This is a genomic window from Methanoculleus thermophilus (genome assembly GCF_001571405.1).
Lineage (GTDB): Archaea > Halobacteriota > Methanomicrobia > Methanomicrobiales > Methanoculleaceae > Methanoculleus > Methanoculleus thermophilus.
Map to the genome: position 1 here is coordinate 32,450 of NZ_BCNX01000012.1, position 24,893 is coordinate 57,342.

The following is a 24,893-nucleotide window of genomic DNA, read 5'->3' on the forward strand; positions in this document are numbered from 1 at the left end:
CCCGGGGGTATTACCATATCCGATACAGCGCAATTTATCGTTTATACACTTGAATTTTGCCCGAACTGCGAAATTCTAAAAGAATTTCTGGCCTCAAGAGGGGTTGCCTACACCGAGTGTGACATGGCATCCATCGAGGCGCTGACAGAACTTCGCATGAACGGTGTATTCGTGCAGGAAGCGCCGGTACTGCAGAAGGGCGATACGTTCTATACATCCAGTGACCTCTTCAGCGAAGGCGCACTCCGAGAGGACTTTGTTGCCAATCTGATCGCGGGGGCATGAGGTTGGCTCGTAAGTCGACGCAGGCGACCTTATTTGGGGACTTCGTCCCCACTTTTCCGAAAGTCAGGACTTCGCGGGGCTACCTCCTCGACTGGGACAGGAACAGGATCATCCGGCAGATCGTCGAGGAAAGCCGACTCGTAGAGGTCTTCTACGGCTACAAGGGAGCGGATGAGGAGACGGCAAAGGAGATCGCCCGGCTGGTTGAGAAGAAGATCCAGATGCTCGGTCTGCAGTCGCTTTCCGGTCCGCTGATCCGCGAGATCGTCAACATGACGCTTCTTGAGCGCGGCCTGGTCCCCTACCGGAATGTCTGCACGAGGGTGGGAACCCCGGTCTTTGATGCGCACCTCATCGATGTGGGGAGAGGGTTTGAGGCCCACGACAACGCCAATCTCCAGGAGAATGCCGAGACCTCGCACAAGAAGAAGGCGGACAAGATCAGCAAGGAGCAGTATCTCCTGCAGCTCCCTCCGGAGCTTGCGGACCACCACCTCCGCGGCGATCTCCACATCCACGACCTGGAATACTTTGGTACTCGCCCGTTTTGCCAGGATTGGGACCTGCGTTACTTCTTCTACTACGGCCTGATGCCCGACGGCAACGGGACGAAGGCCTCGGTGGCCGGCCCGGCGAAGAGGGCCGAGGTGGCGGTACTCCACGCGGTCAAGGCGCTCGGTTCCGCCCAGACGAACTTTGCCGGCGGTCAGGGCTACTACAACTTCCTCACATTCATGGCGCCCTACTTCGAGGGGATGGACTACGAGGAGATCAAGCAGCTGATGCAGATGTTCGTCTACGAGATGACCCAGATGATGGTCGCCCGCGGCGGCCAGGTGGTCTTCTCGTCGGTCCAGCTCTCTCCCGGCGTCCCGACCCTCTGGAAAGACAAGCCCTGCGTCTACCGCGGCAAGGTCTGGGATGGGAAGCAGGCGCCGCTCCGGACCTACGGTGAGTTCGAGCGGGAAGTCCGGCTCCTCTTCAAGGCGCTGATGGAGGTGATGCTCGAGGGGGACTACTGGGGCAAACCCTTCTCCTTCCCCAAGCCCGAGATCAGCATCGAGCCCGACTTCCTCACCGAGGACGAGGAGTTCAACCGCAAGCACCCGGATCTCCCGACCTACCATGACCTCTACCTGATGACGTTCGAGCTCGCGTCCAAGTACGGCACCCCCTACTACGACAACCAGATCCCCGCCTACCGGGGCGCCGGGGAGGGAATCTCGTGCTACCAATGTCTTTCGGGGGACGAACTGATCCCGGTGGCCGATCATGACGGTCGGATCGCCGTCAGGGCGATCCGCGACCTCTTCACCGTTGCCGCAAAGAACGGAAGACGGATCGACTCGTTCGGAACAGAGCTCGCCTACTATGATGGAAAGGCGCCGAGCGTCGATTTCACAACCCTGGAGTCATCGCTTCGCCCGTTCCGCGGCGTGATGCGCCAGAGATATACCGGCGACCTTCTCCGGATCACCCTGGAGTCGGGGCGGCAGATCACCGTCACCCCTGATCATCCGGTCTATGTCCTGAGAGGAGCGAGGTTCGAGAGAGCGGCAGCAGAAGATCTCAATGTCGGCGACTACCTGCCGGTGTTGAAGACCAGCGAGTTCTGCGAGAGGCTGACGACGGAGATCGATGTCGCAAAGACTCTTTCAAAGGCGGGCCATGCTGATGCGATCCGCATCACTGATGATCAGGTGCGGCTCCGGAGCGGCGGGCGGGCCGGTCTGCCCCGCATGCTCCCGGTCAGCCGCGAACTCGCAGCGCTCCTCGGCTACTACCTTGCGGTCGGGCAGAGGGCGCAGTCGGGGCGGCGCTACATCGTCCGGCTCGCATTCAACAAGATGGGCTCAGACCTTGCGACGGACGCCGCGGCATGCATCCGCGCCGCCCTGGGGTATGAGCCGGAGATCCGCGAGACGACGGCGGGAACCGAGGTCGCCATCAACAGCAAGCTGGTCTACCTTCTGATCGACGCTCTCGGGTGCGGCTCCACTGAGCGCGACAGATCGGTCCCCGATCTCCTCTTCAATCTCGACTATACGCTCGTGGGCGACTACCTCGGCGCGGCCTTCCGCGCGGGAGAGGAAAAGACCTCCAGACGCCCCGCACGGAGCATCAGACTGAAGACTGCCTCCCGGGATGCCGCGCAGAGACTGGTCTGGCTTGCAGGAAGGATCGGCGTTCAGATGAGTTATCTTGAGCGTGAAGAGATTATCGGGGCGCCCAAAAAAACCTACATCTGCAGGATCACGGACCAGGAGCAGATCGAGAGGTTCTACGCGGAGACCGGATGCTGTACTGAAGTGCCGCGAGGCCGGCAGACCTACGGGCCCTTCGCCCGTCTCCCGGAGAGAGCAGGGGCAACCGGGCAGGCGGCCCTTGCCTGCGCGAGCAGGTACTCCGCCGGCGGGATAGAGGGGATCCAGATATCGCTGCTTCTCCCCCCCGTCGCCTGCGGGATCGGGATGGAGAAACTCGCCCGTGGAGACGTCCACCCGCTCCGTATCCGCTCGATAGAACCGGTGGAGTCCGACGGTTACGTCTACGACATCGTCGATGTCGCCGGCACCCACACATTCGCAAACGCGCTCGGCATCGTGACCGGGAACTGCTGCGCCTACCAGTTCTCATCGCTTGCCAACGAGGACGACGAGTTCGAGGACAAACTCTACTTCCGTGAGGGAAAGCACTTCTCGATGGGCTCCTGGCAGGTGATGTCCATCAACTGCCCGCGAGCGGCGTACAAGGCGGAAGGCAACCAGGAGCGGCTCATCGCCGAACTGAAGTCCCTGATGGATATCGCGGTCGACCTCTTCCGGATCAAGCGCCGCTGGATGTCACTGATCCGGGCGAACGGCCGGATGCCGTTTGCGATGCAGCGCCCGAAGGACCCGAACACCGGCGAGCGCGGCGCGGTTGCCGTGGACCTCGAAGGGCTTGTCTACACCATCGGGGTCGTCGGTGTCAACGAGATGGTGCAGCACTTCACCGGCTACCAGCTCCACGAGTCGCGCGACGCGTTCCGCCTCGCCGTCCGGACCATGACCGAACTCGAGATGTATGCTCGTGAACTCTCGCAGAAGTACAACATGACGATCGCCCTCGCCCGCACCCCGGCGGAGACGACCGGCCAGCGGTTCGCGGTCGCCGACCTCCTCGACGAGCGGTTCAGGGACCACGCCATCCGGGTCATCAAGGGTGACGTAGACCGGGCGCTCGAGATGCTCGGGACGACGCTCGATCTCCCCATCTACTACACAAACGGGACTCATGTCACTCCGGCGGCCCCCGTCCCGCTCACGAAGCGGATCGAGATCGAGCACGTCTTCTTCCCCATCGTGGACGGCGGGAACATCTTCCATATCTGGCTCGGGGAGGCCCGCCCGGATCCACGGGGGCTGATGGAGATGGCGATGAACCTCTGCCGGACGACCCAGATCGGTTACTTCGCCTTCACCCGGGACCTGACGGTCTCCTTAAAGGAGTACCGGGAGTTGAAACCGAAGCATCCAGATCACGGGAAGGCGGCCGGCATCTTCCCGGCTGCGGACCAGGTGGATGCCTGACCGCGATCATACCTTTTTTCTGACCATACACCGAAACCCTGTTAGTGGCTGCCTGCCGTAGGGCTGTAGCGGCACGTGAGGGAATCAATGATCGATCTGATAGATCCGCTTCTTGCAATCGACGTCGGCAGAGGCACCCAGGACATCCTGGTCTACGAGCCCGGCCGGCCGATCGAGAACAGCATCAAACTGGTCCTCCCGTCCCCGAATGTGGTGGTGGCAGAGAAGATCCGGCAGGTGACGCAAGCGCGGCGCCCGGTCTTCCTGAACGGGTTCCTGATGGGCGGCGGCGCGAACACGGGTGCGATACGAGAACACCTGGCAGCGGGGCTCCCCGTCTACGCTACTCCCGATGCCGCTGCGACCATCCACGACGACCCGGAGCGGGTGCGGGCGCTTGGAGTCGAGATCAGGACCTCTCCTCCGGCGGATGCAGTGACCATCCATGCCACCGACTACATGGAGCCCGAACTTCGAGAGACGTTCTCCCTCTTTGGCATCGACTACCCCGAGAATATCGCTGTCGCGGTCCAGGACCACGGCTACTCTCCCCACCGCAGCAACCGTATCCATCGGTTCGAACTGATGCGTCAGCAGCTCGATGCCGGGGACTGGGACATCTTCTCACTCGTTTCCGACCCACCGCTCGCCGACATGACCAGGATGCAGGCGATCCGGCGGCAGGCACCTCGTGCGCTCGTCACCGATACCGGGCCGGTCGCCATTATCGGAGCGCTCTGTGACCCGCAAGTGCGGCGCATGGCGGATGCCGGGGTTATCCTCGTCAACGCCGGGAACGGGCACACCCTCTGCTTCACTCTGAAAGGGCGGGAGATCTACGGGGTCTTTGAGCACCACACCGGCTCGCTCGACCCCGAGAAGCTGCAGCACTATATCCGACGGCTCGCCGACGGTACGCTGACCTCAGAGGAGGTCTTCGATGACGGCGGCCACGGGGCGGCGATCCGTAAACCGCTCTCAACCAGGGCCATAGCCGTCACGGGGCCCAACCGGCTCCGGCTGCTCCCGGAGGCATACCAGGCAGCGCCCTTCGGGGATATGATGCTTTCAGGGTGCTTTGGGCTCGCACGGCTCTGGAAGGAGTTCAGAGAAGAATAACATGGGTTCGGGGATCTCTGGATGACACATCCCGGAGAAGAACTCACCCAACCCACCCGAGCAAGGTACGGAAGAACTCCGCAAACATCTCGAATGGGGACGACGAGGACCCGACTTGCGCCTGCCCCTCGGGCCCGGTCATCTCTTCTTCAGTATAGATGGCCGTTACCTCCTCCTTTCCCAGGTTCTTGATATGATCCAGGTGCCCGACCGCCCCGACGACGATCGTATCGTGGTCAAGACCTCGCGCCCATGCCTCCGGTATCGTCTCAGAGGGGTGGAGGGTTGAATTGGTAAGACCTGCAAGTGCGTAGATCGCAGGGAGCGATCGCTCCTCCGCCGCACCGATATCCCCATCTGGCCTGATGGAGAGCACCGGGTCGGAGACGCCGGATGAGAGCAGTCTCTGATCGCCGGCAAAGGAGTATGCCCGGAAGGCAAAGAGATCCGGGTACCGCGTCAGGTCGGTGATCAACCGCTCCTCTGGGAGCGTGAGGTTTGCAAGCGCAAGCCTCCCTGTCCGGGTGGTGACCGAGAACTCCCAAACACCGCGCTCCCCATCCTGGAGACTGGCGGGCTCACGTATCCTCGTAATCTCGTAGACCCCGGTCTCTACCGGTGGCGGCACCAGGACAACGTAACCTTCCCCCTCCTTGATGGCCGAGAGGTTTCGCGCCTCGACCGTCACGGTGACGGTGAACGTCTCTCCCTCAAAGACTGCCCGTGGGTGTCGGCCGCCAAGGGTCATGCCCGGGTCGAGCAACCAGTCAAGACTCGCGATCTGCACCCCTCTCCGGGTGAGGGGGACATCCTCCGGGGTCCGGTCGAGGATAACCCCGACACCCCTGATGATCAGGCCTTCATGCGGCATGGCGAGGGATGGGGGCGTCTCTGTCTCGTTCGTACTGCTCCCATTGAGTTTAAGTGGCGATGCGGATGTGACGATCTGGTGATCACCTTGAGGCAGCGGCCGGCCATGGGATTGATGCGCCTTCGCCATCGTCGCGCTCGGTCTCGGGGGCGCATACTTCTGCAGGGTCGGTACCGGTGGCGGAGTCGCCTCAGCCACCTCGTCGCCGGATTCATCCTCATCACCGGGCTCATCGGCGGTGGCGGTCACCGTGGCGGTAGACGCCGGGGGGGTTGTGTTCGAGGACGGCGTGAGTCTCGCCTCCTCGGTGGACATGAGCCTCAGCGCCGGTTCTTCTGTCTCGTCGTCACCGGAACCATTCGTGAGAGGGAATTGGTCTGAGGTCGATTCACGAGTGAGCGCTGCAGTCGGGGCGGGTATGGCCGTCGTTCCCGGTGCCGGTTCCGTTGTCGCCAGTGCTTTATCGGGAGGGGATGCGGTCTGCTCCGGCGTGGCCTCCCCATGTATCATGGAGAGCGGGTCCTTTCTTATCACAGCTTTCTGGTCCCCATTCTTTGGTGCGACCACTACCGGATCTGAGGATGCGTCCTGGAGAACCAACTTCTCCTCAACGTCCTCCGATAAACCTTCGGTGCTGTTTATGGGATCCGGGAGGGCGGATACGGGAAGAAGAAGACCTAAAGAGAGCACCAGGAATAAGAGTGCAAGATGGAGCCTCACCGGTGCCACCTCCAGAATTCCGAAGAACTATGCACAACCTCCGTCAGTCTGTTCCAAAAGATTGAGGGCTCCTTCACTCGCCCAGATCCCCCCTTCATGGGAATCTCATGGAACGCATAACGATATAAATAACTTCCGAAGAGGGGTGCTTGAAAGCCTCCCGGATAGAGCCGGTCCGGGAGATAAGGGAAGAGTTAGGTAATTGAGGAAAAAGAAGAGAGGAAGTTCAGGCAGTCTCGTTCTGCACCAGCTGGACATCGGCGATGTCATGCTGACGCTGTGCAAGAATCTTTGCCTTGAAGATATTCTTCCCTGCTTTGCCGATGGCAAGCCCGCGATCCTCTTCCCGCACCTCGACATGGGCGACCTGCTGGTCTTCCTCGTTGGTGTCGAAGTCGATGCCGGTGACCTGGGCAGGGAGGAAACAGTTCCGAATGAACTGGGCCGGGTCTGCGGAGTACTCCACAACCTCGATCCTCTTGCCCATTACCTCGGATGCCTTCTTGATGCTCGAACCGCTCTTGCCGATGGCAAGCCCCATGTCGCCGGGATTAATCACGAAGATGATGCGTTCGTTGCGGTTGTCAATGACGCAATCGCGGCTGCCTGCGCCGGTGAGGCTTTCGAACTGGGAGATGAGGCGCATGCACTCCTCAGTCAGCACGACCTGTGGCATTGTTTACACTCTCACGGCGTTCAGGATATCAGACTCGCCAGGCTCGATAACAGCAAGCGCACTAACGACGTAGGGCATACCGCAGGCTTTCCCGAGCTGGACACTCGATCCCTCGTAGACATAGACAGGGATATCGGTTTCTTTCACGAGATTTTTGACTGATTCGGGGCTGTTCGCAGCCACCACAACAAGTTTTGCCTTGCCTTCCTCAATGGATTCCCGGGTCTTGTTCTGACCGAGGAATACAACACCAGTCTTCACGGCTTTACGGAGTGAAGCATTAAAGTCCATGTATGGTTCTCCTAGATTTTCAGGTTGATTGGTTTTGCAATAAGTTTTACATCACCGGTGCCGAGCTGAATCGGCTGGCCCACGATCACGTTCTCGGTGACGCCGTTCAATTCGTCGACCTCGTTTGCGATTGCCGCATCCAGCAGATGGTTGACCGTTACCTCGAATGCAGCCCGGGAGAGGACACTCTCCTTCTCACCGGCAATGCCGTGCCGGCCGATCTGCTTGACCTCGCCATCCATGCACATCATATCTGCGACGAGCATGATATGGCGGACATCAACGCCGATACCCTGTTCGTTCAGGGTACTCAAGGCCTCCTGAATGATCGCGTTCCTGCCTGCCTCGATACCAAGCACATCAGCGATCTCGCTGATGTTGTTGCTCCGGGTGCGGGAGGTATCGACTCCCTCGACTTCGAAGACATCTTTTAGGTTAGAGCCTTCAGTATAAAGGATATACTCTCCACCCTCTTTTCTGACGACCACCCGCTCGATATCATCGATGCCCTGAACAATGACGTTCCTGACATGCTCTGCAAGCTGGAAGAGGTTCTGGTAACTCTCCTGGTTCTTCGGGGTGAAGACAATTGAGGCCCGTTTAGGATCCCCTTCCACCTCGAAGTCACGGAAATGCCGCTTCTCCCGGATCTTCCTCGGCGCCGTCTCGATGATCTCCTCCACCGTGATCTTACGCCGATCGCAGACCTCCTTGTTCAGCATGACAAGAACCTGCATGTTCTCCATATCGATGGTGATATCCCCGAACTCGTGGAGCGGCGCGGCCTCGATCTGCCAGCTCACCTCACGAGCGCGGTCACGGTTGAACGCCCAGTCGTCCAGCAGGTAGATCGCCATGGTGGGGGTGCTCGGCTCCCGGCGCGCATCCAGGATCTCGATGAGACGGGGAAGACCGAGGGTAACGTTGATCTCGGCCACACCCGCGTAGTGGAAGGTTCGCATCGTCATCTGGGTACCGGGCTCCCCGATCGACTGCGCCGCCACAATCCCAACCGCCTCGCAGGGCTCGATCCTGGTCTTCTCGTACTCCGAAAAGACCATCTCAAGGATCTTCTCGAACTGTTCATTGGTGATATCCTTATCCGCGAGACTCGCCTTCAGGTCTTCCCGGGTCCGGTAAGGCAGATCGAGGCTGTCGATCCGCTGCTCCATCTCACTGTTCACTTGACCTCCTCCTTCAAGACACTCTCCACGATACCCTTCACGTCCACAGGAGCACCATAACTGCTCCTTCCGGGGTCGGTTCCGTCCTCACCGTAGCAGAACTGGATGATCCGACCTCCTGTCGTCCGGACAGTGCCGTCATACGCCACCTTGAGGTCCTGGAGTGCGTTGATCATCCGCCGCTGCAGGTAACCGCTCTGCGACGTCCTGACCGCCGTGTCCACAAGACCTTCACGACCACCGATAGCGTGGAAGAAGAACTCGGTGGGCGAAAGACCGCTCTTATAACTGTTGGTGATGAACCCGTGCGCCTCCGCACCGAGATCGTTCCTCCGGAAGTGCGGGAGGGTCCGGTCCTCATATCCACGCATGATCCGCTCGCCACGAACCGACTGCTGCCCGAGACACCCGGCCATCTGCGTCAGGTTCAGCATCGACCCACGGGCACCGGAGACCGCCATCACCACGGCGCTGTTGTCCATACCAAGGTGCCGCCCGGCAATCTCACCAGTGCGGTCACGGGCCTTGCCGAGCACCTGCATGATCTGCATCTCAAGCGTCTCCTCAAGTGTCCGGCCCGGCATCGGCTCGAGCTGACCCTCGTTGAAGATCTTGATCCGGCGCTCGACATCGTTGATGGCCCCTTTGAGCACCTCATCGATCTGGCCGTACTCAGTCTTCGTCAGGTCTTCATCATCGATGCCGAACGAGAAGCCCTTGAGCATGATACCCCGGATGGAGAGTTTGGTTACGTCGTCGATGAACTGGGCAGCGCGTTTCAGACCGTGCTGCCGGATGATCCGGTGCAGGATCTGGCCGTCAAACGCACCGATCGCTTTCTTATCGATGGTCCCGGAGACCAGGTTCCCGTCGACGATCCGGACATACGCATCGTTCTCGCACATCTCGCGCTTACAGGTCTCGCAGTTCTGGCACGACGAGGCACGGAAGAGCATGTTCAAGTCCTTCGGGAGGAGGAGCGAGAAGATCTGCTTGTTGGTCCAGAGGGGGTTCCCGTCCTCATCCAGTTTCTCCGGTTTGGGCAGGTGGTCGATGGAGAGATGCTGGGTGAGATAGAGCGTCTCCGCCTTCGTAAAGTAGCGGACCGTGTGCGTCAGGATGAACATACCGGAGATGTGGTCGTGGATACCGCCGATGATCGGGCCGCCGGTCCTTGGAGAGAGGATGTTTGCCTGCACCGAGACGAGAATCTCGGCTTCCGCCCGCGCTTCCTCGGTCTGCGGGACGTGCAGGTTCATCTCGTCACCATCAAAGTCGGCGTTGTAGGGTGGACAGACAGCCGGGTTCAGCCTGAAGGTCTTTCCGTCCATCACTACAACACGGTGGGCCATGATGCTCATCCGGTGCAGAGACGGCTGCCGGTTGAAGAGGACGATATCGCCGTCTTTTAATTGCCGCTCCACGGTCCAGCCCGGCTCAAGCATCTCCGCAACCGTCTCAAGGTTCGCCTCAGAGAGGCGCATTCTGCGGTTGTCCGGCCGGATGGCGTAATTCGCACCGCAGGGGGACCTGATGGTCGCGCGCTCGGGCCCATTCAGGACGTACTGCTTCATCTCCTCGAGATTGAACGGGGTCACGCGAACCGGGATGGTCATCTCTTTTGCGATGGCAAGCGGTATCCCAACCTCGCCGATCGAGAGGTTCGGATCCGGGGAGATGACAGTACGTGCGGAGAAGTTGACACGTTTACCGGAGAGTGAGCCACGGAATCGTCCTTCTTTTCCTTTGAGCCGCTGCGAGAGGGTCTTAAGCGGCCGGCCGCTCCGGTGCCGGGCAGGCGGGCACCCCGCGACCTCGTTGTCGAGATAGGTGGTGACGTGGTACTGCAGAAGTTCCCAGAGGTCCTCGATGATGAGCTGGGGTGCACCGGCATCCTGGTTCTCCTTGAACCGCTGGTTGATCCTGATGATATCCACGAGTTTGTGAGTCAGGTCATCCTCAGAGCGCTGTCCGTTCTCGAGGATGATCGAGGGGCGCATGGTGACCGGCGGGACCGGAAGAACGGTGAGGATCGTCCACTCCGGCCGCGCGACATCCGGGTTGATCCCGAGAACCCGCAGGTCCTCGTCCGGGATCTTCTCAAGGCGCGCCCGGATATCGGCAGGGGTCAACTTGTGCTCGACCTTCCGGCCATCTTCATCAAGATAGACCTCGGAGAAGGTGGTGGGTTTCTCGAAGTTGATCTTGAGCTGCTGCTCCCCACAGTGGGGGCAGACTCGCTCCTTCTTGATGTCTTTTTCGGAGACGACATCGCCGCCGAGATCGTCCTCCGGACCGATGACTTTCTCGACCTCTTCAGCCGTCATCAGCAGCCGGGAGCATGACCTGCACGTCACCCGGAGGAGTTTCCTGATCAGCCGGGTGTACCCAACGTGAATGACGGGTTTTGCGAGCTCGATGTGTCCGAAATGGCCCGGACAATCCGCTGCTTTCTGGTCGCAGGTCTTGCACCGGAGGCCCGGGTCGATGACACCGAGACTCAGATCCATCAGACCCTGCGGATAGGGGAACCCGTCATCGTCGTAGGTGTCCGCCCAGATGATCTTTCGAACACTCATCTTGCGGATCTCTTTCGGGGAGAGAAGCCCGAACTCGATCCTTCCAACACGTTTTGGACTGGCCATAGTCTGATTTCGCCCCCTCTCTTACACCATATCGTCGAGTCTTAAGCGGGGAGCGATGCCCATGCTCTTCATCTCGTCCAGGAGGAGCTTGAAGGCATAACTCATCTCGACAGGGTAAATGTCAGTCTCGCTGCCGCAAGCAAGGCACCGCGTTACCTTTCTCTTCCGGTCAAGCATCGCTATCATACCACACTTCGCGCAGACCCACTGAGTCACCTTGTCCGACTCGTCGAGCAGGCGCTCTTTCAAAGCCATGGCCGCACCGTGGCCGATCATCACGTCCCGCTCCATCTCACCGAACCGGAGACCTCCCTCGCGAGCACGCCCTTCGGTCGGCTGGCGGGTGAGCACCTGCACCGGGCCGCGAGACCGCGCATGCATCTTGCTCGAGACCATGTGGTAGAGTTTCTGGTAGTAGATGACACCTACGTAGATGTCGGCCTCAAACTGACGGCCGGTGACGCCATCATACATGACCTCACGGCCATTGTGCGCAAATCCAAGTTTTTTGAGCGAGTTTCGGAGCTCCGTCTCACGCTCGCCGCGGAACGCAGTCGCATCGATCCTGCGCCCCTCAAGGGATCCGACTTTACCGGCCAGCATCTCGAGCATATGCCCGATGGTCATACGGCTCGGAACTGCATGCGGGTTGATGATGAGATCGGGGGTCATGCCCGACTCGGTGAACGGCATATCCTCTGCAGGCTGGATGAGTCCAATAACACCCTTCTGCCCATGCCGGGACGCGAACTTGTCTCCGACCTCCGGAACCCGGAGGTCACGGGTCCGGACCTTCACGAGGCGCGAGGAGTTCTCGCCCTCGGTGATGATGACCGTATCCACAATGCCGTGCTCGTTGCTCCGCATCGTGACCGACGTATCGCGCCGCTTCTCAACGGCAATGAGCTCGCTTGTAGGCTCCTCAAGGAAACGCGGCGGGGAAGTCTTCCCGATCAGCACGTCCTTCTCGCGGACGATGGTCTCGGGGTTGATGATGCCGTCAACGTCCAGGTTCGCGTAGTACTCGGCACCGTGCGCCCCGGAGACCTCCTCGTCCGGGATCTCGATCCGGTCCACCTGGCCGCCGGGATAGCGCCGCTCTTCGCCTTCATAGGTCCGGAAGAAGTGTGAGCGCCCAAGACCGCGATCGATCGAGGCTTTGTTGATGATCAGAGCATCTTCAATGTTGAACCCTTCATACGAGATGATGGCAACAACGAAGTTCTGGCCTGCAGGCCGATCGTCGGAGCCGATCACATCGGAGGTCTGAGTATAGGTGAGCGGCTTTTGGACGTAGTGAAGCATGTGACCCCTGGTATCGGGTCGGAGCTTCATGTTCGATGCGCCAAACCCGAGCGCCTGCTTGATCATCCCGGCACCCATGGTGACACGGGGACCGGCGTTATGCTCCGGGAACGGAACATGTGCCGCACAGATGCCCAGGATGAGCGAAGGGTCGATCTCAAGATGCGTGTGCTCGGGGGTAATCTCCTCCTCGTTGATGGCTATGAAGAGGTCTTCTTCCTCTTCGGCATCGATGAACTCGATCGCACCCTTCCGCACCAGGTCGTCAAACGTCAACTCGCCGTTCCTGACGCGTTCGATATCCTCTGCACTCACCTGCGGGACGCCGTCCTTGACCACAATCAGGGGGCGGCGCGCCCTTCCGCGGTCGGTGTGAACGATGACATCGTTGTTGAATGCTTTGTAGGAGATGTTGATCTCGTTTGAGATCTCACCGCGCCGGCGCATCTCGCGTATACGATTAACCAGATCCTGGGGGTCATCCACAAGCCCGATCAGGGCACCGTCGACAAAGACCCGTGACTGCCTCATGCTGTCTCCCTCCGGAGGGCGATGACACCCATGTCATACAGAATATTCTTCACTTCCTCTTCGTCGATGACGCCCTTGCTGATCTCGACCATCTGGGCGAAGTTCTTCACCAGTCCACAGTTCGGACCCTCAGGAGTCTCACTCGGACAGATCCGGCCCCACTGGGTTGGGTGCAGATCACGCGCCTCGAAATGGGGCTGCGAGCGAGAGAGCGGGGAGATCACACGCCGAAGGTGTGAGAGCACCGCCATATGGTCGACACGATCCAGGAGCTGTGAGACACCGGTACGCCCGCCGACCCAGTTTCCGGTAGCAAGCGGGTGGAGCAGCCGCTCGGTCAGGACATCCGCACGCACTGCGGTAGCGATTGAGAGGTCCCGGTGGCGCATGCTGGCCCGCTCGAGTTGATACTTGATATCCCGCGTCAAACGGTTGAGCGAGATCCGGAAGAGGTCCTCCATCAGGTCTCCGGCGAGTTTCAGCCTCTTGTTCGAGTAGTGGTCCTTGTCGTCGATCCGGCGCCGGTCAAGCACCAGGTCAAAGCAGGCTTCAGCCATACGGCCGAGGAAGTGCGCCTTTGCGAGCCGGACACTCTCAACTGCCGACTGATACCCGGGATCGCCCTCCTTCAGGTTCACCGGCATCAGGTAGTTTAAGTGCGGCAGGAGGTAGTTATCAAGGACGAACTCCGCACGCTTTCGCTGATAGTCGCGGGTCTGGTTGGGCGCGAGTTTCTTCCCGACGTACATGACACCCTCTTCGACCGTGTCGCATTCGCTCTCTTCCAGGTTCTGCATCATGTAGGTGAGAATCTCTTCGTCGGTCGAGACCGCCTCCACGATGTCGTGGTCGCCCTGGAGCCCCAGCGCACGCATCAGGTCGACGAAACGAAGATGTCCCGCGACCGAGGGGAACGAAACTTCAAGCAGGTTCTTTCTGTTCCGCTCAACGATAACGAGCGCCCGATAGCCCCGGAACTGTGAGAAGACCTTTGCCACATAAATGCGCTCATTGTAGCGCTCGGTGAACTCGGTCATGATCTTGTTTGAGGCAAGATCTTCAAGGGTCATCAGCACCCGCTCAGTGCCGTTGACAATGAAGTAGCCACCGGGATCGAGAGGATCCTCGCCATGCTCAACCCGCTCGGCATCACCCATGTTGTAGAGGTTGCAGGCAGCCGATCTCACCATCACCGGCAGCTGCCCGATGGTGGTGATGACCGGCTCCTGTGCTTCTTCACCCTGGACAAGCGTCATCTCAAGCTGGATCGGCGCTGCATACGTGAGGTTACGGAGGCGCGCTTCACTGGGGAAGAGCTCGGACTGCGACCCGTCTGCCTCGCGGACCCGGGGTTTCAGCACCTCGATCTTGCCCAATTCAACCCAAACGGCCTCTTTGCCTTTACTACGGGTCTCAATGTCCGTCTCGATGATGCGCTGCTCATCGACGACTTTCTGGAGGTTGTGCAGGAGGAAGTTATTGTAAGAATCTAACTGGTGACGTGCTACGTGCTCTCGCGAAAAGTATGCTCTCGACAAAACACTTCTGTCTAACAGATGGATCAGCTCCGACCTTCGAGTTATTTCTTCGGTCTCTTCACAACGAGGCGGTATGCCTCAGCTCTGCCCGCCGTACGGCTGTCGCGAATGATCCGGACTACATTCCCGACTTCGCCCCCAATAGCCTTGACTGCAGGATCGTCATGGTAGATTTTTGGTAGTTGTTCCAGAGTGATATTGTATGTCGCAAGAAGGTCCGCGACCTCTTCTTCGCTCATAATCTGATGGTCAGGAACCATCTCGTGTTTGAGTACATCAAGTGGAGTGCCCATCACCTACACCTCACTGATGAAAGAGTTGTGTATCAGATTGATCACCTTGCTAAAACCCATAGACATCGCCCATGGCAACGGGCCCAAGGGGATTTGAACCCCCGACCACCTGGTTAAAAGCCAGGCGCTCTACCTAACTGAGCTATAGGCCCCGCTTGTACTGCCATCCAGCATTATTACAATGCGAGAATAGTATAAATACTTTGCTTTTGGACGTATCATATAATTCGCACTCCAACGATATAAATCTTTCAATCAGTCAGACCGTACGGACACTTCGGAATGCTTAATGCTTACAACATGCCTCTTTTCATAATATACCTCACCTATTTCAGGTGTCCGCATGAGCCCAGCCAAAAAGAATACAGATACAGCCATATCGCTCATATCCGGCCTCACACAGATTGTATATCTGCTCATTGCGGTCTCGCTCTCCCTGCTCGCACTCGTCTCATTCTATGACGTTGCCCTGCAGGTAGCCGCGCTCATTCATGCGGAAGACCTGACGCAGGGCGTTCTTCGGGTTCTGCACGCACTCCTCCTGACCATCATCATTGTAGAGATTCTGGAGACGGTGACGTCGTACTTCAGGACCAACAGAGTCCAGGTGACGCCGATCCTGATCGCAGGCCTCACAGCAATGGTGCGGCGGGTATTGACCTTCGGCGTCGAGCATGTCGAACCCCTTGATTTCGGGATGACGCTTGTAGCAATCCTCGTCTTGACAATCGCTATTGTCTATATAGGAAGACAGGAGAGAGCCGATAGTTACTAGGAGAGAACGGAAAGTCCAGAGGAGGTGCGCCGGGCATCATTCAGGGGGAAGTTGGAACGGAGTTGATCAACGCGCTTCAAAAACCTCTGCAAACTGATCCCTAACCTGATTCAGGCGCTCTTCCTGGAGTTTGATGCTCATTGCCATACTCTTAATGGCCCTTGTAATATTCTCGCCCATCCCGGCCTGGACATCTTTTATGCTGTAGGTCGTCTCCAAGATCTTTAAGAGGCGTTTGTTGATATCGACGCTCTTTGAGAGACGTTCATACTCGTCGATGATCCGCTGGTCCACACCGGCTTCGCGCGCTCTCGCGATGTCGGCAGCAATAGAGTGTTGCCGCGCCAGCACATGCTCTATTGCTTCATAGAGCTGGTGGTGCGTGGTGGGCTTGAGGATGTAGTCCTCGATATAGGCACCATACGTATTGGCCTCCTCCGGCGTGAGGGGCTTTGCAGTCAGCATCAGAACAGGGATCTCGCGCGTCGCTGGATCTGCCTTGATCTTCTCAAGTGTCTCCCATCCATCCATCGGCTCCATCATAATGTCGAGAAGAACAAGATCTGGCGTCGTTGTCTTCAGAATCTCCAGACACTCCATCCCGCTAAAGGCGGTGATTGGCTGATATCCGCCACGTTCCAGCATGGTGACAAAGACGTCGACGATCATGGGACTATCATCGACGATCAGTATTGTATACATCACACCTCCTCTCCGATCCTGATTGCAATCTCTCTCAATCGCTCCTGCACGGTTGGGAGATCGGCAGACTTGTCTATGACCACTGTTATAAGAGCATCCTCTCCCGCACTCATGATGAGAATTGTTGTGTCGGGTGCAGTGATGGTGACCATGGACGGTGACTGCACATGAAGACTGTTGCAAGCCCCCTCGGCCGATGCAAGAACCGTCGCGCTCATTGCTGCGAAGAGAGGCGATGAGACGCCGTCTTCCCGGAAGTACTTGCTCATAACTATACCCTCGCAGGATACAAGGGCGCATGCGACGACACCAATGACGGATCGGATCTCATCGGTGTATCTCTGAGCTCTCTCTTCCATGGAGGAATGACGACTCATATAATTAACTCCAGGATGTCTTCATGCAGGTATCTGCATAGTGTCTTATATGAATATCGAATTTTTACCGCCCGGGGCTGACCCATATCGTGGTTTTAGTTGTTATTAATACTCGATTCGCTCTGCAGATGGTGGTATGGGATGGATTGCACAGGAGCGCCTCCCTCCATGCCCTGCATGATCCTATCACACCTACGGTCGCCGGGATAGGAGTCACCCAATGCATATAAAGCCAGGGCATCTCCTGAGGGACAGCCCAGGCAGCCGCCCATGATGCGTCTCTCCCGAAAGAGATTCGTCGGAATGCCCAGCATTATGAATGATACCACGTAAAAATCCAATTAGCGCTTATGGATAAGAGAAACAAAATAAATAACTTTAAATTAAAGCACTACGATCTATCCTTGAGACAGCTTCAGATGATCAGGGCCTGCACCATCGCTTCCGGGAGAGGGGGAGCCGGGAGAACGACTGTTCCCACAAATCTAGGAGCAGTACTGGCTCGATATGGCAGAGAGGCGTGTCTCATCGATACAGATATAGCCAGCCGGGATTGGTGTTGGGACTCGAAGAGACCTCGATCACCCTCCATGAGGTTCTGGCAGGAGAGGCTGCAACTCAGGATCCGATACACAAGGGCCATATGGCCCAGAGATCGTGTCGAGCGGACTCTCACTTCAGGGGTTCCAGAACGCAGACCCCGGCGGCTTGAGGATGAAGCGTGCAAAAGGCAGCAACCGTAAGGACGCCCATTGCCGTGAAGTATCCAGGATCCGGATCATCGAAAGCGTTCCAAAGAGTTGCAGGGGAACTTGCAGGTCTCCCTGTTGAAGAAGAACCAAAGAAGGTTCAGTAAGGGTTTATCGAACGACTTGCTCGAACATAATTCAGGAGAGGACGATGATGGCCGACATCAACGCAATTATGATCGTTCTGCTCTCAGTGATCATCATCTGCCTGCTGTTCATTATGTATGTGATGTACGTGCGCATCCAGCAGCTCTTAAACGAGGTCAGTGAACTGAGAGGCAGGATGGAGATCACCGGCAGCGAACTGGAACAACTGACACGGAGTGTTGAACAGTACAAGAGAATACGTGGATGAAGCCCTCCGTCCCCTATCCCAAAGCGAAGATATATGTGTGATTCGTGCACATAGTATAAGGGAGGGGCCATAGGGTAGCCTGGCCATCCTAGGAGACTGGGGGTCTTCTGACCTGCGTTCAAATCGCAGTGGCCCCATTACACCATTTTTTCGATCAACAGATCAAACCATTCTGCAACATGAGGTTTCATTCGGATTGCATAGGGTGTCTGCTCTCCCGTGTCGAGTATGAGAGCAGGCTCTGCACCGACAATCCAGAGCGCATCCAGAAGATCGTCCGAGCATGCCGGGACCTACTCCAGCGCATCGCTGCCGACCCGGTGCCCGCGCCCGTCATCGCGAGCCGGGTGCACCGCCTTGCCTATCAGATGCTTGGCGACGCTGATCCCTACCGAGCCCTGAAAAGAGCCAACAATGAGGACGCACAGGCAGTCTCCCGGGCGGTGCGCGACGATCTTACGACATTTCATGATCTTGTGCTCGCATCGGTCATCGGGAACACGCTGGACTATGGTTCACAGGCTCACACCGTCACTGATAACTTTGTTGAGTTCTTCCGTCGGGAGTTTGCGGCCGGGCTGACCGTTGATGATACCGATGCAATAGAACCCCTCACCTCCCGCGTAGTCTACCTGGCCGACAACTGCGGGGAGATCGCCTTTGACGCGCTCCTTGCAGACTATCTCAAGAGGAGGGGATCGCACGTCACATTTGCTGTCCGGGGCGCGCCGATCTTGAATGATGCAACGATTGAGGATGCAATGACCTTCGGGATCGACCGCTGCGTGGACCTGCTCACCCCCACCACCGACGGCATCGCCGAGCTGGGCCTCAACCGGGACCTCGCGCCGCCGGACCTCCTCGATGCTCTGGATCGCGCGACGCTCATCATAGCGAAGGGGATGGCAAACTACGAGTCGCTCTCTCTCGAGCGCGATCTCCCGCCCGTGGCCTACCTGATGTCGGTCAAGTGCGATGTGATCGCGACGGATATCGGCATTCCGGTTGGCTCGCGGGTAGCCCTCCTCCGCGAATGATCCGCAATGGATGCAATTGGGCTTAAGAGGATACTGCCCAGATTATCCCCGGAATGCACAGTCTATTGGCCCTAAAGAGGTTTATCCAGACGCCATCTAGCATATAATTAGATATATATGCAGATATATTTAGTGAAAATAAATATATAATAGGCATTATAGATACTGAATCGGGGTAAGACCACACCCAGCGATCATCAGTCAAGCACTCACAATCAGCAATCACCACATCTACCACAACCCACCACCAGTACACCGGTCCGGGGAAAGCCGGATTGACGGCCCCCTTCACCAGTATTCAGCGACCACAAGAGAGATTACCCAGACCATGCACCCGGGGTGTGGCTCCCCACCTCATATCATGAGGCTTGACCCCACCTCACTTTTTTAAAATCGCCAGGTCCCGTGATTGCCAAGCAGTTATAGCGGCCTTGCGGAGAGGAACGTAGAGAGTCAAGAAGAGGCGATGCGCAAAAACGTGAAAACTACACGCTGCCGACCATATGGTATTTTCGGAAAAACGGGGAGAGGCGCGGCGAGGGTGCCGCATCCATCATCCGAAGATCTTTTTCGACATCTCCAGCGCCTCAATCGCAGGCATCTTCTTCCCGGTCAGGAACTCAATTGCTGCGCCTCCACCGGTGGAGATGTGGGTGAACTGATCCTCGATACCGAGCCGTTCGATGGCCACACCGGAGTGCCCGCCGCCGGCTACCGAAAACTCAACAGTGGAAGCGGCCTTCAAGAGTTCGAAGGTGCCGATGGCAAACTGCTCCTCCTCAAAGAGACCGGCCGGGCCGTTGACAACGACCGTTCCGGAACTGGTGATCTCCTGCGAGAGGAGGGCGATCGATTCAGTGCCGATATCGAGAACCTGAGCATCCCTGGGAATCCCATCCACCGGATATTCCACCCGCTCACCATCCTTTCGGACGGCGACCGAGTGCGGCAAAGAGAATCGATCCCGGTAGGAGTCAAGCAGGGCTTTTGCCTTATCAACTTCGCCCCGGTAGCCGAGTTGATCGATCAGCTGGGCCGACGGCTGTCCGATGTCATAACCCGCCGCAAGCAGGAAGACATTTGCGACTACGCCGACCACGATCACCTTATCGGCCGTCCCCCTCTCGAGGACATTCTTTGCGACCGCGATCGAGTCATCCACCTTGGTTCCACCGAGGACGAAGGTGATTGGACGCGGGGCATCGGTAAAGACCCGAGAGAGGTTTGTGACCTCCTTCTCCATCAGGAGACCGGCCACCGATGGGAGCGCAAGAGGGAGCCCCACAATCGAAGGTTGAGACCGGTGCGCCGTGCCGAAGGCATCGTTGACGTACATATCCGCCATCGACGCCAGCCTCCGGACGAGGAGGGTCTTCTTCGCCTCTTCAGGTTTTAACGTCAGGTTCTCCTCGGCAGCAAACCGGAGGTTCTCGAGCATCAGGACGTCCCCGCGCTTTGCGTCCCTGATGGCCTCCCGAGCACAACGCCCGAAGATATCCTCGACGTACGTCACCGGGCGGCCGAGCAGCCGCTCCAGTCTCGCCGCATGCGCCTCGAGCGTCGTGTAGTCCTTCTTGCCGGGCCTGCTCTGGTGGGTGAGGATGACAAGCCGCGCATCCTCAAGTGCCCGCACCGTCGGCAGGTGCTCCCGGAACCGCTTATCGTCCAGGATCTGGTTTGACGAGGGATCGATGGGCGAGTTGAAGTCAACCCGCAACATCACCGTCCCCGTCAGATTCCCAGCGTCTTCAAGCGTACCGATCTCCACCGGGTATCACCCCTACCCTGATCAGGCACTCCGTGCCTTAATCTTTTTCAGGCGGAAGAGCTCCTCACGTTCCATCTCATCAAGTCGCATCTTGATGAAGTTCTTGGCCTCGTTGAGCTCGGGGATCACCTTAAACTCGAGCGCATTCACGCGCCGCTTGGTGCTCTCGATCTCGTCGAGGAGCCGCTTCATGGTCGTCTCGATCTCAGCAGCCTCGATGATGGCCTCGAGCAGGTCCTCAAACGCCTCTGCGGTCTCGTCAATGACGGAAGAGGTGCCGAGCATTCCGTAGCCGCGATCGAGCACGCTCTTTCGCACCGATGACGCCTGGATCTCAGGGACGACGACGCCCATGATGTTCTTGCTCTTTAAAGAGATGGCGGGGACATCGGCCGTCGAAAAGGCGGCGGCCTTGACCCCGATAGCGCCCTCGACCGTCTCGGCGAGGGCAATCATCTCCATTGCACGCTCATAGCGTTTCATCAGTGTGCCGCGGCTGTCTTTCGCCTGCTGCAGCACCTTGAAGAACTCCAGGATCAGCCCATCGCGCTTCATCTTTAAGATGTTATAGCCGCGCTCCGAGAGCTTGATCCGCCGCTTGACGTTGATCAGCTCAGACCGGGTCGGCTTGATATCTCGCAGCGCCATGGAACCTTACCCCTGTGCCTTCTTCCGGTACTTCGGGTGATACTTCTGGATCAACTCGCGGTCGATACGCACGAGCTGTTCTTCGGGCAGCGTCGCAAGGAGTTCCCAGCCGAGGTCGAGCGTCTCCTCGATCGACCGGTCTTCGTAGAGGCCCTGCCTGACGAACCGGTCCTCAAAGAGGTCCGCGAACTCAAGGAACATCCGGTCGCGCTCCGAGAGCGCGTCTTTCCCGACGATGGCGACAAGGCCCCGGAGATCGTTACCCTCTGCATACGCCGCGTAGAGCTGGTCGGAGACCTTCTTGTGGTCCTCGCGGGTGTGCCCCTTCCCGATACCGAGGTTCATCAGACGGGAGAGAGACGGCAGCACGTTGATCGGCGGGTAGATACCCTTCCGGTGCAGCTCACGGTTGACCACGATCTGGCCTTCGGTGATGTAACCGGTGAGATCCGGGATCGGGTGGGTGATATCGTCACCGGGCATCGTCAGGATCGGGATCTGCGTCACCGAGCCCTTGAGACCCTTGATGATACCAGCACGCTCGTAGATGCTTGCAAGGTCCGTGTACATGTATCCCGGGTAGCCACGCCGACCGGGCACTTCTTCACGGGCCGCGCCGATCTGACGGAGCGCCTCGCAGTAGTTGGTCATATCCGTCAGGATGACGAGCACGTGGTAGCCGAGGTCGAACGCCAGGTACTCAGCGGTCGTGAGTGCGAGACGCGGCGTGATCGTCCGCTCGACGGCCGGGTCGTCGGCGAGGTTTAAGAAGACGACCGAACGCTCGAGAGCGCCGGTCTTCTCGAAGTCGGCCATGAAGTAGTTGGCCTCTTCCCGGGTGATACCCATGGCCGCAAAGACCACGGCGAACTCTTCCGTCGAGCCGGGCACCTTCGCCTGCCGTGCGATCTGGAGTGCCACATCGTTGTGGGGCAGACCAGATGCCGAGAAGATCGGGAGTTTCTGACCACGGACGAGAGTGTTCGTCCCGTCGATCGTCGAGATACCTGTCTGGATGAAATCCGCAGGCGAGGCCCGAGCGTAGGGGTTGATGGCCGCACCGGTGATATCGAGCCGCTTTTCAGGCACGATCTCCGGGCCGCCGTCGATCGGCTTGCCGCCGCCGGAGAGGATACGCCCGAGCATGTCTCTGCCCACCGGCATCTTGATCGTCTCGCCAAGGAAGCGAATTCCAGAGTCTCTACCGATACCTGCTGTGCTCTCGAAGACCTGGACAACCACGATCTCGTCGCTCGTGTCCAGCACCTGGCCGCGCTTGATTGTGCCGTCCGCGGTCACGATGTTGACGAGTTCGTTGTAACCCACCGGCTCGGTCTTCTCAACGAAGACCAGGGGGCCGGCAATCTGTGCAACCGTTCTGTATTCCTTCATGGTCACGCCGCCCTCATCGCTTCGAATTCAGCATCCATGTCTTTCAAGATCTTCTCGAGCACCGGCTCATAGTCCTTGATGAACTTGATCTGCGGAAGCTCGTTCTTGCTTCTTGCGCCGACGATCTGCTGCGGAGTCGCTCCGCCTGCCTGGGCAGTCCGCGCGAGGTCGGCGTAGTGCTTGATCGCCTTCATCATGTCGTACTGCTTGGACATCGGGCAGAACGTGTCCACCGCGTCGTAAGCGTTCTGCTGCAGGAAGATCTCACGGATCATCCTCGCCACCTCGATGGTGATCTGCTCCTCGTCAGGGAGAGCGTCGGAACCGACCAGCTGGACAATCTCCTGGAGTTCAGCCTCCTTCTGGAGGACACCCATCGCCCACGACCGGAGCGTGTTCCACTCGGGCGAGACCTCTTTGTCGTACCACTCGCCAAGCGAGTCGAGGTAGAGCGAGTAGGAGTTCAGCCAGTTGATGGCGGGGAAGTGCCGGCGCTGGGAGAGCTTCGCATCCAGTGCCCAGAAGACCTTGACGATACGCAGGGTGTTCTGGGTGACCGGCTCGGAGAAGTCACCACCGGGCGGCGATACCGCACCAATGACCGATACGGAACCGGATGCTCCGTTCAAGGAGATGGCGCGACCCGCACGCTCATAGAACTCCGAGAGGCGTGCCGAGAGGTATGCAGGATACCCTTCCTCACCGGGCATCTCCTCAAGACGGCTCGAGATCTCACGCATCGCCTCAGCCCACCGCGAGGTGGAGTCGGCCATCAGCGAGACGTCGTAGCCCATGTCACGGAAGTACTCGGCAATCGTGATACCGGTGTATACGGACGCTTCACGGGCCGCGACCGGCATGTTCGAGGTGTTTGCGATCAGCACCGTCCGCTCCATCAGCGGCCTGCCGGTCTTCGGGTCCTCGAGCTCCGGGAACTCCGTCAGAACCTCGGTCATCTCGTTGCCGCGCTCGCCGCAACCGATATAAACGACGATCTCTGCATCGGACCACTTTGCGAGCTGCTGCTGGGTGACCGTCTTACCGCTCCCGAATGGTCCGGGGATGGCCGCCGTTCCGCCCTTCGCGATGGGGAAGAGACCATCCAGGATCCGCTGACCGGTGATCAGCGGGACATCCGGGTTCAACTTCTCCTTCACCGGACGAGGCACACGAACCGGCCAGCGCTGGAGCATCGTGATCTCGGTGCCGTCTTCAAGGACGCAGATGGTCTCGTCGATCGTGAAACTGCCACCCGAGATCTTCTTGATCTTGCCGCCCTTCAGGTTTGGGGGGACCATGATCTTATGAACGATGTTCGTCTCCTGGACCGTGCCGAGGATATCTCCGGGGCCGACGACGTCGCCCGCTTTCACCGTGGGTACAAACTCCCACTTCTTCTCGTGGGAGAGGCCGGGAGCCGATACGCCGCGCTTGATGAAACTGCCCATCTTGTCCATGAGCACCTCGAGCGGCCGCTGGATCCCGTCGTAGATACTGGTCAACAGACCGGGCCCGAGCTCCACTGCAAGTGGGAGACCGGTATTTACCACCGGCTCACCGGGCCTAATGCCGTCGGTATCTTCGTAGACCTGGATGATGACGTTCTCACCCTGGATCTTGATGACCTCCCCCATCAGCTCTTCATTGCCGACCTTCACCACGTCGTACATGTGTGCGTCGAGACCGACAGCAGTGACGACCGGCCCTGAAATCCGTTTTAGGACTCCTTGAGTCCTCTTCTCAGTATTCTTCTTCATTACTTCCACAGATCAACACCCACCGATCTCTTGATTCTCTCTCTCATTGACAGGCCGCCCTCTTCTCCACCGATGGCAATCACCGTCGGCTTAACGGAGTTCTCGAGAGTGGTGCGAAGTCGCAGGGGGATCCGCTCCATGTCACTGCCCTTCAGCACGAGAATGCCGACGTCCTTGTCCTCTAAAACCCGGTTGATGTGTTCGATCAGCCGTTCGTCGGTCTCAGCCACATAGGTCTTTCTGACACCCGCGAGCCTGAAACCGAGGATAAATTCGTCGGTACCGACAACTGCGATCTCCATT

The 24,893-nt window shown here is 58.5% G+C and carries 23 protein-coding genes and 2 tRNA genes; 9 read left to right on the forward strand and 16 right to left on the reverse strand.

What is annotated here, in order from left to right:
* The first annotated feature begins 123 nt into the window (after window positions 1–123).
* The 3 genes from MCUTH_RS12115 to MCUTH_RS10240 all read left to right on the forward strand — a co-directional run bounded on the left by MCUTH_RS12115 (window position 124) and on the right by MCUTH_RS10240 (window position 4,976).
* On the forward strand, window positions 124–285 hold the full coding sequence (locus tag MCUTH_RS12115; RefSeq protein ID WP_318010079.1) for a hypothetical protein: 162 nt from the start codon (window positions 124–126) through the stop codon (window positions 283–285).
* Entirely contained in the window at window positions 282–3,857 is a 3,576-nt protein-coding gene (gene nrdD, locus MCUTH_RS10235; protein ID WP_066958676.1) for an anaerobic ribonucleoside-triphosphate reductase, read from the forward strand. Before MCUTH_RS12115 ends, nrdD begins: the two co-directional genes overlap by 4 nt.
* Before the next feature lie 87 nt (window positions 3,858–3,944).
* Entirely contained in the window at window positions 3,945–4,976 is a 1,032-nt protein-coding gene (locus MCUTH_RS10240; protein ID WP_066958678.1) for a DUF1786 domain-containing protein, read from the forward strand.
* 43 nt (window positions 4,977–5,019) lie between these two features.
* Here MCUTH_RS10240 and MCUTH_RS10245 read toward each other — a convergent pair whose 3' ends face one another.
* The 9 genes from MCUTH_RS10245 to MCUTH_RS10285 all read right to left on the reverse strand — a co-directional run bounded on the left by MCUTH_RS10245 (window position 5,020) and on the right by MCUTH_RS10285 (window position 15,182).
* Window positions 5,020–6,567, reverse strand: a complete 1,548-nt coding sequence (locus tag MCUTH_RS10245) for an atrophin-1 family protein (protein WP_150468744.1) — start codon at window positions 6,565–6,567, stop codon at window positions 5,020–5,022.
* Between the two features lie 226 nt (window positions 6,568–6,793).
* Window positions 6,794–7,243 carry a NusA-like transcription termination signal-binding factor gene (locus tag MCUTH_RS10250; RefSeq protein ID WP_066958682.1) on the reverse strand — a complete coding sequence of 150 codons (450 nt, stop codon included), beginning with the start codon at window positions 7,241–7,243 and terminating at the stop codon, window positions 6,794–6,796.
* A gap of 3 nt (window positions 7,244–7,246) precedes the next feature.
* Window positions 7,247–7,534, reverse strand: a complete 288-nt coding sequence (locus MCUTH_RS10255; protein ID WP_066958684.1) for a 50S ribosomal protein L30e — start codon at window positions 7,532–7,534, stop codon at window positions 7,247–7,249.
* An 11-nt stretch (window positions 7,535–7,545) separates the two neighbouring features.
* On the reverse strand, window positions 7,546–8,706 hold the full coding sequence (gene rpoA2, locus MCUTH_RS10260; RefSeq protein ID WP_394326388.1) for a DNA-directed RNA polymerase subunit A'': 1,161 nt from the start codon (window positions 8,704–8,706) through the stop codon (window positions 7,546–7,548).
* Window positions 8,707–8,714: 8 nt separating this feature from the next.
* Entirely contained in the window at window positions 8,715–11,363 is a 2,649-nt protein-coding gene (locus tag MCUTH_RS10265) for a DNA-directed RNA polymerase subunit A' (RefSeq protein ID WP_066958688.1), read from the reverse strand.
* Between the two features lie 21 nt (window positions 11,364–11,384).
* Window positions 11,385–13,199: a DNA-directed RNA polymerase subunit B gene (gene rpoB / locus MCUTH_RS10270; RefSeq protein ID WP_066958689.1), complete on the reverse strand. Its 1,815-nt coding sequence runs from the start codon at window positions 13,197–13,199 to the stop codon at window positions 11,385–11,387.
* Window positions 13,196–14,737: a DNA-directed RNA polymerase subunit B'' gene (locus tag MCUTH_RS10275; RefSeq protein ID WP_066958691.1), complete on the reverse strand. Its 1,542-nt coding sequence runs from the start codon at window positions 14,735–14,737 to the stop codon at window positions 13,196–13,198. Before MCUTH_RS10275 ends, rpoB begins: the two co-directional genes overlap by 4 nt.
* A gap of 41 nt (window positions 14,738–14,778) precedes the next feature.
* A complete protein-coding gene (locus tag MCUTH_RS10280; protein ID WP_066958693.1) occupies window positions 14,779–15,030 on the reverse strand; it encodes a DNA-directed RNA polymerase subunit H in 252 nt (83 codons plus the stop codon).
* Window positions 15,031–15,108: 78 nt separating this feature from the next.
* Window positions 15,109–15,182, reverse strand: a tRNA-Lys gene (locus MCUTH_RS10285).
* A 191-nt stretch (window positions 15,183–15,373) separates the two neighbouring features.
* Between MCUTH_RS10285 and MCUTH_RS10290 the strand changes: the two genes are divergently transcribed.
* Complete coding sequence (locus tag MCUTH_RS10290; protein ID WP_066958694.1) at window positions 15,374–15,805, forward strand: phosphate-starvation-inducible PsiE family protein; 432 nt, start codon at window positions 15,374–15,376, stop codon at window positions 15,803–15,805.
* Window positions 15,806–15,871: 66 nt separating this feature from the next.
* On the opposite strand, the gene MCUTH_RS10295 is transcribed toward MCUTH_RS10290, so the two are convergent.
* Window positions 15,872–16,507: a response regulator gene (locus MCUTH_RS10295; protein ID WP_066958696.1), complete on the reverse strand. Its 636-nt coding sequence runs from the start codon at window positions 16,505–16,507 to the stop codon at window positions 15,872–15,874.
* Window positions 16,507–16,866, reverse strand: coding sequence for a roadblock/LC7 domain-containing protein (locus MCUTH_RS10300; RefSeq protein WP_224732823.1), 360 nt, complete (start codon window positions 16,864–16,866; stop codon window positions 16,507–16,509). Before MCUTH_RS10300 ends, MCUTH_RS10295 begins: the two co-directional genes overlap by 1 nt.
* Before the next feature lie 437 nt (window positions 16,867–17,303).
* On the opposite strand from MCUTH_RS10300, the gene MCUTH_RS11450 reads away from it, so the two are divergent.
* The 5 genes from MCUTH_RS11450 (at window position 17,304) to MCUTH_RS10315 (ending at window position 19,025) form a co-directional block, all read left to right on the forward strand.
* Complete coding sequence (locus MCUTH_RS11450) at window positions 17,304–17,627, forward strand: P-loop NTPase (protein ID WP_224732828.1); 324 nt, start codon at window positions 17,304–17,306, stop codon at window positions 17,625–17,627.
* Window positions 17,606–17,740 carry a hypothetical protein gene (locus MCUTH_RS12085; protein ID WP_269085044.1) on the forward strand — a complete coding sequence of 45 codons (135 nt, stop codon included), beginning with the start codon at window positions 17,606–17,608 and terminating at the stop codon, window positions 17,738–17,740. The genes MCUTH_RS11450 and MCUTH_RS12085 overlap by 22 nt, the downstream gene beginning before the upstream one ends.
* A gap of 44 nt (window positions 17,741–17,784) precedes the next feature.
* Window positions 17,785–17,988, forward strand: coding sequence for a hypothetical protein (locus MCUTH_RS10305; protein WP_066958699.1), 204 nt, complete (start codon window positions 17,785–17,787; stop codon window positions 17,986–17,988).
* A 63-nt stretch (window positions 17,989–18,051) separates the two neighbouring features.
* Window positions 18,052–18,125: transfer RNA gene (locus tag MCUTH_RS10310), tRNA-Pro, on the forward strand.
* A gap of 42 nt (window positions 18,126–18,167) precedes the next feature.
* Window positions 18,168–19,025 carry a damage-control phosphatase ARMT1 family protein gene (locus tag MCUTH_RS10315; RefSeq protein WP_066958701.1) on the forward strand — a complete coding sequence of 286 codons (858 nt, stop codon included), beginning with the start codon at window positions 18,168–18,170 and terminating at the stop codon, window positions 19,023–19,025.
* 553 nt (window positions 19,026–19,578) lie between these two features.
* Here MCUTH_RS10315 and MCUTH_RS10320 read toward each other — a convergent pair.
* From MCUTH_RS10320 to MCUTH_RS10340, 5 genes are read right to left on the reverse strand one after another with little or no spacing between them, the layout of a single operon-like run.
* Complete coding sequence (locus MCUTH_RS10320) at window positions 19,579–20,793, reverse strand: phosphoglycerate kinase (protein WP_066958703.1); 1,215 nt, start codon at window positions 20,791–20,793, stop codon at window positions 19,579–19,581.
* A 21-nt stretch (window positions 20,794–20,814) separates the two neighbouring features.
* Entirely contained in the window at window positions 20,815–21,441 is a 627-nt protein-coding gene (locus tag MCUTH_RS10325; RefSeq protein WP_066958705.1) for a V-type ATP synthase subunit D, read from the reverse strand.
* 6 nt (window positions 21,442–21,447) lie between these two features.
* Complete coding sequence (locus MCUTH_RS10330) at window positions 21,448–22,833, reverse strand: ATP synthase subunit B (protein WP_066958707.1); 1,386 nt, start codon at window positions 22,831–22,833, stop codon at window positions 21,448–21,450.
* 2 nt (window positions 22,834–22,835) lie between these two features.
* Window positions 22,836–24,590, reverse strand: a complete 1,755-nt coding sequence (locus MCUTH_RS10335; protein ID WP_066958709.1) for an ATP synthase subunit A — start codon at window positions 24,588–24,590, stop codon at window positions 22,836–22,838.
* Window positions 24,590–24,892 carry a V-type ATP synthase subunit F gene (locus tag MCUTH_RS10340; protein WP_066958711.1) on the reverse strand — a complete coding sequence of 101 codons (303 nt, stop codon included), beginning with the start codon at window positions 24,890–24,892 and terminating at the stop codon, window positions 24,590–24,592. The genes MCUTH_RS10335 and MCUTH_RS10340 overlap by 1 nt, the downstream gene beginning before the upstream one ends.
* Window position 24,893: the final 1 nt, after the last annotated feature.